The organism is Ureibacillus sp. FSL K6-8385 (genome assembly GCF_038593155.1).
Lineage (GTDB): Bacteria > Bacillota > Bacilli > Bacillales_A > Planococcaceae > Ureibacillus > Ureibacillus terrenus.
In genome coordinates this window covers 2,414,169-2,427,969 of sequence record NZ_CP151968.1, presented here as the reverse complement: position 1 = coordinate 2,427,969, position 13,801 = coordinate 2,414,169, and the positions used below count along the sequence as shown (strand labels likewise).

Below are 13,801 nucleotides of genomic sequence, written 5' to 3'. Positions count from 1 at the left end.
TCGCTTCAAAAACAATCCAATTCCATTAAAAACGGATAAATTCTGGTAAAATATAAGGTAACCAGATTGGAAGCGGAGGTGGGGGAAAATTGAGAACTTCCCGCATTCAACCTGTTGCAGGCGGCACTTATGCAAAGCAATTTTTGAGGTCAAACAATGGACAGTTATTTTCAATTATGAAGAACGGGAGAGGATTCCCCTTTACGAAAAATCCCCGGCAACAGCAAAAAAACCGGAAGAAAAGCGCAGAACAAGCCCGATTATCCCGATTCGGGATGAAACATAATACCGTGAAAAAGGCGATCGGGCTGCCCTTGGATGGCGAATCCGTCGAAGAAATGAGAAAAAGATTGTTGGAACATCAAAGGAATATTCAAAAAGCAAGAAACAGGGAAGCCCTCATCCGCACTTACCGCAATTCGATTTAGCAATTAATGTTCCCTGCGCTGATTGCCGCAACTTGATGAAGGAGAATGCAGCCCAAAAACATCAAGGGGCGTCTTATACAGTGTGTGCAGTTGAAACAGGTTAAGGCGAAGTGAATACTTCGCTTTTTGTTTATTTTTGAGGAAAAATGCGGAAAGTATAGAAATGTAACAATCGTTTTATTTCGTATATGGGTCCATCAGTTGTTTTTTATTCGAATTATCGTTTATGCTTTATTTATGTTATTTTTTTCGTAAATTCTGACATTTCCGTTGAATGCAGGAGGATTCATTTATGCATAGAAAAATTGAAAGGATTATCGGCAATATAGAAAAAGTAATCATCGGTAAACGGGAGGTTGCTGAACTCAGCCTTGTTGCACTGCTTGCCGGAGGGCATGTGCTGCTTGAGGATGTGCCGGGGGTCGGCAAAACGATGATGGTCCGCGCCCTTGCCAAATCGGTAAGCGCAGAGTTTAAGAGAATTCAGTTTACGCCGGATTTATTGCCTTCTGATGTACTTGGCGTTTCCATCTATAATCCGAAAACATTGCAGTTTGAGTTTAGACCGGGGCCGATAGTCGGAAATATTATTTTAGCGGATGAAATTAACCGTACATCCCCAAAAACCCAGTCCGCTCTGCTCGAATGCATGGAAGAATCATCGGTGAGCATCGATGGGGAAGTCATACCGCTGCCAATGCCGTTTTTTGTGATGGCTACCCAAAATCCGATTGAATATGAAGGGACTTTCCCGTTGCCCGAGGCCCAGCTGGACCGGTTTTTAATGAAAATTCGCATGGGCTACCCGACAGAATCGGAAGAAATTGAAATTTTAAGACGCGCGGAAAAATCCGTTCCAATCGATCATCTGGAACCGGTCGTGACCATTAATGAATTGCTGGAGTTGCAAGAAGAAGTGAGAAATGTTTATGTCGATGATTCGGTTAAAGGATATATTGTCCAATTGGCGCGGGCGACGAGGGAGGATGCCGGTGTCTACCTGGGAGTCAGCCCGAGGGGGACCATAGCATTGATGCGGGCATCCCAGGCATATGCCAAAATGCAGGATCGGGATTTTGTGAAGCCGGATGATGTCCAATATTTGGCTCCTTTTGTCTTTGGCCACCGTATTATTTTAAAACCGGAAGCGCGCTATGAAGGGGTTACGGTGGATGATGTATTAGACAATATCATTGCCGGGTCCGTCATCCCGATCAGAAGGTTTGTGGAGAGATGAACGCGGGGAAGAAACTGATCGGCAGATTAGGACGCTTTATTATCATTCTTTTATTAATGGCTGCCACCTTCAGTTATGCGATGTTTCAAGGCGGTTTTGTCAGCTGGTTTTTGTTTTATACTCTGATTCCTTTTTTGCTATATTCACTGATTCTCAATTTTGTTCCCCTTCGTATTGAGGAAGTGCGCAGGGAAATTCATCCGGCAAAATTATCAAGAGGCGATAAAGCGTCCGTTACCGTTTGTTTCAAAAGTAAAACGTGGTTTCCGTTAGCTTTTTTGACTGTAAAAGAAATTGGACTCGATAATGGTATTGCTGAAAAAATGATTGGAGGCGCCAACATCTTTTTTGTCGGTTGGAGGAGAAACTTTTCCTGGTCTTATGAAATTCCGGACCTGCAACGGGGAGTAATTGATTTTTCCGCTTTGCAATTTACCTTTGCCGATTTTTTTGGTTGGACTGTTCGCCATAAGTTGATTCCATGCAAACAAAAGTTGATTGTTTATCCAAGATTAATGAAGTTGAACTACCGGGAAATCGAAAGGCGGTATGATCAGGGAGGCAGTTTGGCTCCTTTTGCTTTATTGAAAGATACTTCCATGGTCACAAGCCTCCGGGATTATCAGGCGGGTGACCGTTTTTCCTGGATTCATTGGAAGTCTTTTGCGAAGGATGAAACCTTGAGGACGAAAGATTTTGAAGTCCGTCACAGCCAAGAAGTCTTGCTTATATTAGATGCGACAGTGAGAAAACATTTTGAGGAAGCGGTAGATTTTTCGGCTTCGATGCTGCAGACGCTGGCGGGGAAAAATGAAGATGTATCATTTTACATTGCAGGAGAAGAACAGTTTTTTTATCCTCATGTAAAGCGCACGCAATTGGAGAAAGTCATGCGGCAATTGGCAATGGTGAAAGCGAATGATAATAAAAATATTGAATCCCTTTTATTAAAAGAAGGGAAGATGTTGGATTCTTTCATCCTCCTATTTACAGGAAAGCTGACGGATTCGTTGAATCACTTCTTTAAATATCACGCGAGAAAGACAAAGGGGATTATTTGTTTTGTCGCCGGAACCGACGAAGCATTGCTGCGACAAATGGAAAGCGGCTATTGCAACGTAAAAGTGGTCCCGGTTGCGAAAACAATGTTCCGGGACGTCTTCACGGAGGTGTCCAGACCGTGAAATATGAAACTTTTAATAAAATTGAACTCGCATTATATTATATTGTCATTTTTTTTATTTTGCGTGAATGGCTATTGCCGGTCATGATGCTGACAGGCGTCGGATATGTCAACTTATTCCTGTTTTTTATCGTGATTTGCCTTTTCATCAGTTTGTTCCGTATTCCTTTTTATCTATCATGGTTGGTGAAAATCTTATATATTTCCTGGTTCACCATCCATGTGTACAGCGATGCCCCTTTTATCTCGCCGGAAGGTATCGGATTTCTTTGGCGTGAATTATTGTCCAACTTCGCTTTAATTGCCCATGGAGAATTTTTTTATACTACGAATCCTTTTCAAACGATGTTATTTTTTCTTCTCATGTGGATGCTCGTCTACATCGTGCATTATTGGCTGACGATCCGGATGAACATTTTTTATTTTCTTGTATTGACGGTCATTTTTATCGGAGTATTGGATACCTTTACGGAATATGACGGTACAGTTGCTATTGTGGAAGTCGTGCTGCTTGGATTGGCCATGCTTGTCTTTTTATATATCAAAAAACTGATCGTTCAATATGGTGCTTCTTTCCGTTGGCAACACTATCTCAAAATTGCGCTGCCGGCCATTCTCTTGATCGGGATGGCAGGGCTTATGGCCATCTTTTTGCCAAAAGCGGATCCCCAATGGCCGGATCCGGTTCCTTATATTAAATCCGCGGCGGGACAAGGATCTTTGTTTGGGGAAAAGGTGAACAAGGTAGGTTATGATGAGGACGATTCCGTTCTGGGAGGCTCTTTTGTCGGGGATGATACAACGGTCTTCATTGCCCAAACGACGAAGAAACAATATTGGCGTGTTGAAACGAAAGATATCTATACCTCAAAGGGATGGGTATCTTCAGATGCGAATGTAACCGCGGAAATTGCTCCGGGACAAACCGTTTATCATTCACTGCCGGTCGGTCCGGATGAGCAAAAGGAATTCGCTCATATAGAACTAAGATATCCTTATGATTTTATCATCCAGCCATACGGATTGATGGCCATCCATCTAAGCGAGGGGATGGAAAATAAAATAAATCTTACCATGAATGTTGAAACGGAGAAAATCTCGGCAAATTATACCGGGAATTATATGTATCATATCGAATATAGCACCCCGGAGTATCTTTACAGCGACTTGATGTCGACAATGGAACAGCCTTTGGATGCCGGCTTGCGCAGGAAATATTTGCAGCTTCCGGAATCCCTTCCCCGAAGAGTCATTGATCTTGCGGAGGAAATTGTAAAAGGGAAAGAAAGCGATTATGAGAAAGCCCGAGCAATTGAAAGTTATTTTGGAAAAAACGGTTTCCGTTATGAAACTAAAGGGGTGCCGGTTCCCGAAGAAAATCAGGATTATGTGGACCAGTTTTTGTTTGAAACAAAATTCGGCTATTGTGACAACTTTTCAACTGCCATGGTAGTAATGCTCAGAGCAGTGGGAATCCCGGCCCGGTGGGTAAAAGGTTTTGCCGGGGGAGATTTGATTGATCGCGAAGGGGAATTGGACACTTATAAAATCACAAACAACCATGCCCATTCCTGGGTGGAAGCCTATATCCCGGAAGCCGGTTGGGTTCCGTTTGAGCCGACGATAGGCTTTTCGGCAAACCGTTCCATCCAATTCGATATTGAAACAGATGAATCCCAGGAGGACATGCTGATTGCGGACGAAAATACGGAACCGGAGAATAAAAAAAACGGAACCAAGGAGGAAACTGCCCGGGAAAACAATGAAAAATTGGCAAGTTTTCAAAATCTCTTCAAATATTTGCGATATGTATTGTATCTTTTATTTTCAGGGATTGCCGTTGCCGGCATTCTATTGGTTGTTTTCCGCAAGCGATGGATGCTGAAATGGTATAGCCGGTGGTTAAAAAATCAAAATATTAATGAAACAACCTTTGAAGCCGTTTATATGAGACTTTTAAAAATGTTAGAATTAAAAGGGTTCAAGCGGAAGAAAGGGCAAACATTGGGGGCTTTTGCAAAAGAGGTGGACGAAATTTTTCATTTCCCGTATATGTCCCAAATTACGGAAGCATATGAAAATTATATTTATGGAAATAAAACCGGAATTGATTATGAAAAACTGAAAGAATGTTGGGAAAATTTAATCAATCGGACAAGTAGTTGATTTTAAATAACAGTCAGAGTAAAATTTAAAAAATTATAAGGCAGAAAATTTAGAAGAGGTGTAAAACGTGACGACGCAATTAAAAGAACAAGAAAAAATCGTTGTTCTCGATTTTGGAAGCCAATACAACCAATTGATCACACGCCGGATTCGCGAATTCGGCGTATTTTCCGAATTGCAGCCCCATACCGTTTCTGCGCAGGAAATTAAAGAAATGAACGCTGTGGGAATCATTTTCTCAGGCGGTCCAAACTCTGTATATGACGAAAATGCCTTTAAAGTGGATGAAGAGATTTTCAATTTGGGATTGCCGATTTTGGGGATTTGCTACGGCATGCAATTAATCGCCCATACCCTTGGCGGAAAAGTGGAAAGCGCCGACACCCGAGAATATGGTAAGGCGGAAATTGAAATTACAAAGGATAACCAATTGTTTGCAGATCTTCCAAAACAGCAAGTGGTTTGGATGAGCCACGGCGATTTGGTGACTCAATTACCGGAAGGATTTGAAACAATCGCGACAAGCCCAAGCTGTCCAATCACGGCCATGCAAGATGTGGAACGCAAATTCTATGGCGTTCAATTCCATCCTGAAGTTCGCCATTCCGTTTACGGAAATGATATTTTACGCCATTTCGTGTTTGATATTTGCGGCGCAAAAGGCGACTGGACAATGGAAAACTTTATTGAATTGCAAATCAAAAAAATCCGCGAACAAGTCGGAAACAAAAAAGTATTATGCGCACTTTCCGGCGGGGTGGATTCATCTGTTGTCGCGGTTTTGGTCCATAAAGCCATCGGGGATCAATTGACTTGCATGTTTGTTGACCATAACCTGCTCCGCAAAGGTGAAGCGGAAAGCGTAATGGAAACATTTGAAGGCAAATTTGGAATGAAAGTGATTAAAATCGATGCCCGTGAACGCTTCATGAACAAACTAAGAGGCGTGTCCGATCCTGAGCAAAAGCGCAAAATTATTGGAAACGAGTTCATTTATGTGTTTACTGACGAAGCCAAAAAATTGGAAGACATGGATTTCTTGGCTCAAGGCACTTTGTATACAGATATTATTGAATCCGGTACGTCCACTGCCCAAACAATCAAATCCCACCACAATGTAGGCGGGCTTCCGGAAGATATGCATTTTGAGTTGATTGAGCCTCTCAAAACGCTATTTAAAGATGAAGTCCGTGAATTGGGAACTCAGTTAGGTTTGCCGGAAGAGATCGTTTGGCGCCAGCCATTCCCGGGACCAGGTCTGGCCATTCGCGTCCTTGGCGAGGTCACAGAAGAAAAATTGGAAATTGTCCGGGAATCCGATGCCATTTTGCGCGAGGAAATAAAAAATGCCGGCCTTGACCGTGAAATTTGGCAATACTTCACGGTGCTTCCGGACATTAAATCCGTCGGCGTCATGGGCGATCAGCGCACATATGATTATGCCGTCGGAATCCGTGCGGTAACTTCCATCGACGGCATGACTTGCGACTGGGCCCGTATTCCTTATGACGTGTTGGAAAGAATTTCAACGCGCATCGTGAATGAGGTGCCTCATGTAAACCGCGTACTTCTTGATATCACTTCCAAACCGCCTGCTACAATTGAGTGGGAGTAATGAAAAAACCGAATGATTAGAATTGCTTTAAAATCTGCGGTATCAATGAGCTGAACAGTTGGCTGTCAGGATGGCTGACACCTTTCCAAGATGAGACTCTCTTTTTATTCACACGGTTATTTGTGAATAAAAGAGGGTCTTATCTTATGCATTTTTTAGGGAAATGAGCGAGCGTTTTGGGCTTTTCAAGAATGTTAGGAATGAAGTGCGGAGGGGAATTGAGAAATTCCGTCAATAATGCAAGTTTAAAAAAGAGGAAAATAATTCATTTTTTATAATATTTTTACGAACTTTATTGAAAAAGAAAGATGAAATGTTCGTGTTTTTTTATGAATTCATATTGAAAGAAAGAAATTTAATGTGATATATTACTTGAGTAAAAAATAAAAATTCGTCGCAAAATGTCAAAAAATTATTGTTTTAGAATGGAAGCCGATTAAAAGACCCGTTCTCGGGAATTTATATTTAGAAACGGGAAATACTGTATATTTGACATTTCGACGAAAATACGGAGGAAATTATGAAAAAATATTTCCAATTTGAAGAATTAGGAACTTCATATCGTCAAGAGATCATCGGCGGACTTACAACATTTTTGGCAATGGCGTACATTTTGGTTGTAAACCCGGACATCCTTTCGCAGAGCGGAATGGATCAAAATGCGGTATTTGTTGCCACAGCAGTATCTTCTGCCATCGGATGTTTTATCATGGGTATATTCGCCAAATACCCTCTTGCGTTGGCGCCGGGACTCGGGTTAAATGCATTTTTTACTTACGGAGTGGTATTGGGCCACGGTTTCCCTTGGGAATACGCTTTGGCTGCCGTATTTATTTCATCGCTGTTCTTCTTCATATTAACGTTAACCGGATTGCGTGAAAAATTAATCAACGCCATTCCTTTGGAGCTGAAATTATCAGTAGGCGCCGGTATAGGGTTATTTATTGCGTTCATCGGCCTAAAATCGGCAGGCATTGTCGTAGACCATCCAAGCAATTTGCTTGCCATCGGAGATTTAACACAGCCTCAGGTGCTGCTTTCAATTTTTGGTATTTTCGCCATTGTGATATTAATGGTATTAAATGTAAGAGGCGCAGTATTCATTGGAATGGTTTTAACGGCAATCGTCGGAATGATATTTAATCTTATTCAAACGCCAAGTGCGATTTTGTCGGCGCCGCCAAGTATTGAACCCACATTCGGAAAATTGTTTACGGCGTTCAATGATCCGGAATTCTATACGATTCCAATGTTGACTTCAATTTTGACGTTCTTGTTTGTAGACTTCTTTGATAATGCGGGTACACTTATGGCGGTAGCGAATCAGGCCGGTTTTGTAAAAGACAACAAATTGCCTCGCGCAGGCAGAGCGCTGATTTCCGATTCCATTGCATCAATGATCGGTTCAATTTTTGGTACATCAACGGTTACATCTTATATTGAATCATCTTCCGGCGTAGCGGCTGGTGCAAGAACAGGCTTCGCTTCAGTTGTGACAGGGCTTCTGTTCTTATTAGCACTATTCTTTTCTCCTGTATTGAGCGTTGTAACCGGTGCGGTCACTGCCCCTGCGCTTATTGTGGTCGGGGTACTGATGGTTTCATCATTGGGTGAAATTGAATGGAAGAAATTTGAGATTGCGGTGCCTTCTTTCTTGACAATGGTCATGATGCCATTTACAGGCTCCATTGCGACAGGTATTGCAGTAGGTTTCTTATTCTATCCATTAACAATGGTTCTTAAAGGGAGAGCAAAAGAAGTCCATTGGATTATGTATATCTTTGCCGTCATATTCTTGATTTTCTTGGCAACTACGACCCATTAATATTGAAAATAAATGAGCGCCATTACCCGGGGGGGGAATGGCGTTTTTTATTTGCTTTAGGATTATGGATAATTTCTGCCGTCATTCGCCGTCTCAAAAATTAGAACTATACTTTAAATCTGGCAATGTTTAATGAGAATATTTGGGGGTAATAAAAAAATAGGAACCATTATAAACAATTCCATTGTTGGAGAAAGATAATTTTCTGAATTGTTTTTTATTTAATTTTGTTATTGTCAAAAACGTAAAAACGTTGTATATTTGTAAACGTTGTGTGACAAACACGATATAACAAACAAGAAAAGATAAAAAAACATTTGACACTTGAATGCAAGTGTGATAGATTAATAAAAGTCTTCACTTTATTGGTGAACGATGAACCTTGAAAACTGAACACCAAAGCGTTGATGCCAGAAACAATTCCGTTTGCCGGCCCCGTCGGCGGACCGGATTCGGACAAACAATTTGAGTGAAATCAAATTCTTTTTGGAGAGTTTGATCCTGGCTCAGGACGAACGCTGGCGGCGTGCCTAATACATGCAAGTCGAGCGGACCTCATAGGAAGCTTGCTTTTTATGAGGTTAGCGGCGGACGGGTGAGTAACACGTGGGTAACCTGCCCTATAGACCGGGATAACTCGCGGAAACGCGTGCTAATACCGGATAACACAGCGGAGCGCATGCTCCGGTGTTGAAAGGTGGTTCTGCTACCGCTATAGGATGGGCCCGCGGCGCATTAGCTAGTTGGTGGGGTAACGGCCTACCAAGGCGACGATGCGTAGCCGACCTGAGAGGGTGATCGGCCACACTGGGACTGAGACACGGCCCAGACTCCTACGGGAGGCAGCAGTAGGGAATCTTCCACAATGGGCGAAAGCCTGATGGAGCAACGCCGCGTGAGCGAAGAAGGTCTTCGGATCGTAAAGCTCTGTTGTAAGGGAAGAACAAGTGCGGTAGTAACTGACCGCACCCTGACGGTACCTTACGAGAAAGCCACGGCTAACTACGTGCCAGCAGCCGCGGTAATACGTAGGTGGCGAGCGTTGTCCGGAATTATTGGGCGTAAAGCGCGCGCAGGCGGTCTCTTAAGTCTGATGTGAAAGCCCCCGGCTCAACCGGGGAGGGTCATTGGAAACTGGGAGACTTGAGTGCAGGAGAGGGAAGCGGAATTCCATGTGTAGCGGTGAAATGCGTAGAGATATGGAGGAACACCAGTGGCGAAGGCGGCTTCCTGGCCTGTAACTGACGCTGAGGCGCGAAAGCGTGGGGAGCAAACAGGATTAGATACCCTGGTAGTCCACGCCGTAAACGATGAGTGCTAGGTGTTAGGGGGCTTGCCCCTTAGTGCTGCAGCTAACGCATTAAGCACTCCGCCTGGGGAGTACGGTCGCAAGACTGAAACTCAAAGGAATTGACGGGGGCCCGCACAAGCGGTGGAGCATGTGGTTTAATTCGAAGCAACGCGAAGAACCTTACCAGGTCTTGACATCCCGCTGACCGCCATGGAGACATGGCCTTCCCTTCGGGGACAGCGGTGACAGGTGGTGCATGGTTGTCGTCAGCTCGTGTCGTGAGATGTTGGGTTAAGTCCCGCAACGAGCGCAACCCTTGTCCTTAGTTGCCATCATTCGGTTGGGCACTCTAAGGAGACTGCCGTACAAATACGGAGGAAGGTGGGGATGACGTCAAATCATCATGCCCCTTATGACCTGGGCTACACACGTGCTACAATGGGCGGTACAAAGGGCTGCGAACCCGCGAGGGGGAGCGAATCCCAAAAAGCCGCTCTCAGTTCGGATTGCAGGCTGCAACTCGCCTGCATGAAGCCGGAATCGCTAGTAATCGCGGATCAGCATGCCGCGGTGAATACGTTCCCGGGCCTTGTACACACCGCCCGTCACACCACGAGAGTCTGTAACACCCGAAGTCGGTGAGGTAACCCTTCCGGGAGCCAGCCGCCGAAGGTGGGACAGATGATTGGGGTGAAGTCGTAACAAGGTAGCCGTATCGGAAGGTGCGGCTGGATCACCTCCTTTCTAAGGATGACAACTGACGAAGGCATTGACGTTTTGGGTTCAGTTTTGAAGGTTCATACACCTTCAAACTTGTTCCTTGAAAACTGGATAAACGGCATTGAAAGTGAAGCTCTTGCGAGCAATCGCAAGCCGACGGTTAAGTTGGTAAGGGCGCACGGTGGATGCCTTGGCACTAGGAGCCGATGAAGGACGGGACTAACACCGATATGCTTCGGGGAGCTGTAAGTAAGCTGTGATCCGGAGATTTCCGAATGGGGCAACCCACTGTTCGTAATGGAACAGTATCTTAACGCGAATTCATAGCGTTAAGAGGGCACACCCAGGGAACTGAAACATCTCAGTACCTGGAGGAGAAGAAAGAAACCTCGATTCCCTTAGTAGCGGCGAGCGAAACGGGAAGAGCCCAAACCAAGAGGCTTGCCTCTTGGGGTTGTAGGACACTCTATACGGAGTTACAAAAGGATGGGTTAGACGAACCGTTCTGGAAAGGACGGCCGTAGAAGGTAACAGCCCTGTAGTCGAAAATCCATCCTCTCCAGAGTGGATCCTGAGTACGGCGGAACACGTGGAATTCCGTCGGAATCCGGGAGGACCATCTCCCAAGGCTAAATACTCCCTAGTGACCGATAGCGAACCAGTACCGTGAGGGAAAGGTGAAAAGAACCCCGGGAGGGGAGTGAAAGAGAACCTGAAACCGTGTGCCTACAAGTAGTCAGAGCCCGTTAACGGGTGATGGCGTGCCTTTTGTAGAATGAACCGGCGAGTTACGATCACGTGCAAGGTTAAGCCGAAGAGGCGGAGCCGCAGCGAAAGCGAGTCTGAACAGGGCGACGGAGTACGTGGTCGTAGACCCGAAACCAGGTGATCTACCCATGTCCAGGGTGAAGGTGAGGTAGCACTCACTGGAGGCCCGAACCCACGTACGTTGAAAAGTGCGGGGATGAGGTGTGGGTAGCGGAGAAATTCCAATCGAACTTGGAGATAGCTGGTTCTCTCCGAAATAGCTTTAGGGCTAGCCTCGTGTAAAGAATACTGGAGGTAGAGCACTGTTTGGACTAGGGGCCCACCTCGGGTTACCGAATTCAGACAAACTCCGAATGCCAGCTATTTATACACGGGAGTCAGACTACGAGTGATAAGATCCGTGGTCGAGAGGGAAACAGCCCAGACCACCAGCTAAGGTCCCAAAGTAGCCGTTAAGTGGAAAAGGATGTGGCGTTGCTTAGACAACCAGGATGTTGGCTTAGAAGCAGCCATCATTTAAAGAGTGCGTAATAGCTCACTGGTCGAGTGACGCTGCGCCGAAAATGTATCGGGGCTAAACGGTTCACCGAAGCTGTGGATCCGTGCTTCGCACGGGTGGTAGGAGAGCGTTCTAAGCGCGCAGAAGTCAGACCGGAAGGACTGGTGGAGCGCTTAGAAGTGAGAATGCCGGTATGAGTAGCGAAAGATGGGTGAGAATCCCATCCGCCGAATGACTAAGGTTTCCTGAGGAAGGCTCGTCCGCTCAGGGTTAGTCGGGACCTAAGTCGAGGCCGAAAGGCGTAGACGATGGGCAACAGGTTGATATTCCTGTACCACCTCCCCGCCGTTTGAGCGATGGGGGGACGCAGGAGGATAGGGAAAGCACGCCGTTGGTCGAGCGTGTCCAAGCAGCAAGGCGGGGAAGTAGGCAAATCCGCTTCCCGCAACGCTGAGCTGTGATGGGGAGCGCATTGCGCGCGAAGTTCCCGATTTCACACTGCCAAGAAAAGCCTCTAGCGAGGCGGGAGGTGCCCGTACCGCAAACCGACACAGGTAGTCGAGGAGAGAATCCTAAGGCGAGCGAGAGAACTCTCGTTAAGGAACTCGGCAAAATGACCCCGTAACTTCGGGAGAAGGGGTGCTCATTGGGGTGCAAGCCCCGATGAGCCGCAGAGAATAGGCCCAGGCGACTGTTTATCAAAAACACAGGTCTCTGCTAAACCGCAAGGTGATGTATAGGGGCTGACGCCTGCCCGGTGCTGGAAGGTTAAGAGGAGGAGTTAGCGCAAGCGAAGCTCCGAATTGAAGCCCCAGTAAACGGCGGCCGTAACTATAACGGTCCTAAGGTAGCGAAATTCCTTGTCGGGTAAGTTCCGACCCGCACGAAAGGCGTAACGATCTGGGCGCTGTCTCAACGAGAGACTCGGTGAAATTATAGTACCTGTGAAGATGCAGGTTACCCGCGACAGGACGGAAAGACCCCGTGGAGCTTTACTGTAGCCTGATATTGAATTCCGGTACAGCTTGTACAGGATAGGTAGGAGCCGTAGAAGGGGGAGCGCCAGCTTCCCTGGAGGCGCCCTTGGGATACTACCCTGGCTGTACTGGGATTCTAACCCGCAAGCCTGATCGGCTTGGGAGACAGTGTCAGGTGGACAGTTTGACTGGGGCGGTCGCCTCCCAAAGAGTAACGGAGGCGCCCAAAGGTTCCCTCAGAATGGTTGGAAATCATTCGCAGAGTGTAAAGGCATAAGGGAGCTTGACTGCGAGACCTACAAGTCGAGCAGGGTCGAAAGACGGGCTTAGTGATCCGGTGGTTCCGCATGGAAGGGCCATCGCTCAACGGATAAAAGCTACCCCGGGGATAACAGGCTTATCTCCCCCAAGAGTCCACATCGACGGGGAGGTTTGGCACCTCGATGTCGGCTCATCGCATCCTGGGGCTGTAGTCGGTCCCAAGGGTTGGGCTGTTCGCCCATTAAAGCGGTACGCGAGCTGGGTTCAGAACGTCGTGAGACAGTTCGGTCCCTATCCGTCGTGGGCGCAGGAAATTTGAGAGGAGCTGTCCTTAGTACGAGAGGACCGGGATGGACACACCGCTGGTGTACCAGTTGTCTTGCCAAAGGCACAGCTGGGTAGCTATGTGTGGACGGGATAAGTGCTGAAAGCATCTAAGCATGAAGCCCCCCTCAAGATGAGATTTCCCATTGCGTAAGCAAGTAAGATCCCTCAAAGACGATGAGGTAGATAGGTCCGGGGTGGAAGCACGGTGACGTGTGGAGCTGACGGATACTAATCGATCGAGGACTTAACCAAGAAAACACTTTCGATGCCGTTATCCAGTTTTGAGGGAACAACCCTCATATTGTGAAGTGACGATGGCGAAGAGGTCACACCCGTTCCCATACCGAACACGGAAGTTAAGCTCTTCAGCGCCGATGGTAGTTGGGGGCTTCCCCCTGCGAGAGTAGGACGTCGCTTCGCAAGAAGGCACCACTGAAAAAGTGGTGCTTTTTTGTTTAATAATAAATATCAAGAACTGAAAGCCTGTCCGATAAGATAATGAAG

6 protein-coding genes and 3 rRNA genes are annotated in these 13,801 nt (G+C 46.2%); all 9 read left to right on the top strand.

Translation table 11 applies throughout. The annotated features are described in order from the left end of the window. Positions 1–89: 89 nt before the first annotated feature. Positions 90–428, top strand: a complete 339-nt coding sequence (locus NST62_RS12050) for a hypothetical protein (RefSeq protein ID WP_328220098.1) — start codon at positions 90–92, stop codon at positions 426–428. A gap of 292 nt (positions 429–720) precedes the next feature. Next, positions 721–1,665, top strand: coding sequence for a MoxR family ATPase (locus NST62_RS12045; protein ID WP_141603088.1), 945 nt, complete (start codon positions 721–723; stop codon positions 1,663–1,665). Beyond that, the gene (locus NST62_RS12040; protein ID WP_328220100.1) at positions 1,662–2,849 is read left to right on the top strand and encodes a DUF58 domain-containing protein; all 1,188 of its coding nucleotides are present in this window, start codon (positions 1,662–1,664) and stop codon (positions 2,847–2,849) included. Before NST62_RS12045 ends, NST62_RS12040 begins: the two co-directional genes overlap by 4 nt. Continuing rightward, entirely contained in the window at positions 2,846–5,014 is a 2,169-nt protein-coding gene (locus NST62_RS12035) for a transglutaminase domain-containing protein (protein WP_342462929.1), read from the top strand. Before NST62_RS12040 ends, NST62_RS12035 begins: the two co-directional genes overlap by 4 nt. A 67-nt stretch (positions 5,015–5,081) precedes the next feature. Further along, positions 5,082–6,629, top strand: a complete 1,548-nt coding sequence (gene guaA / locus NST62_RS12030; RefSeq protein WP_141603091.1) for a glutamine-hydrolyzing GMP synthase — start codon at positions 5,082–5,084, stop codon at positions 6,627–6,629. A gap of 520 nt (positions 6,630–7,149) precedes the next feature. Continuing rightward, positions 7,150–8,454: an NCS2 family permease gene (locus NST62_RS12025; protein ID WP_141603092.1), complete on the top strand. Its 1,305-nt coding sequence runs from the start codon at positions 7,150–7,152 to the stop codon at positions 8,452–8,454. Between the two features lie 483 nt (positions 8,455–8,937). Beyond that, positions 8,938–10,489: ribosomal RNA gene (locus NST62_RS12020) — 16S ribosomal RNA — on the top strand. Positions 10,490–10,623: 134 nt separating this feature from the next. After that, positions 10,624–13,549, top strand: a 23S ribosomal RNA gene (locus NST62_RS12015). 52 nt (positions 13,550–13,601) lie between these two features. Further along, positions 13,602–13,717, top strand: a 5S ribosomal RNA gene (gene rrf, locus NST62_RS12010). Together the 16S, 23S and 5S rRNA genes form the textbook arrangement of a ribosomal RNA operon. The last annotated feature ends 84 nt before the right edge of the window (positions 13,718–13,801 follow it).

Coding starts and splice junctions, on each gene's coding strand:
- NST62_RS12045 (WP_141603088.1), top strand. CDS start 721: ATGCATAGAAAAATTGAAAGGATTATCGGCAATATAGAAAAAGTAATC.
- NST62_RS12040 (WP_328220100.1), top strand. CDS start 1,662: ATGAACGCGGGGAAGAAACTGATCGGCAGATTAGGACGCTTTATTATC.
- NST62_RS12025 (WP_141603092.1), top strand. CDS start 7,150: ATGAAAAAATATTTCCAATTTGAAGAATTAGGAACTTCATATCGTCAA.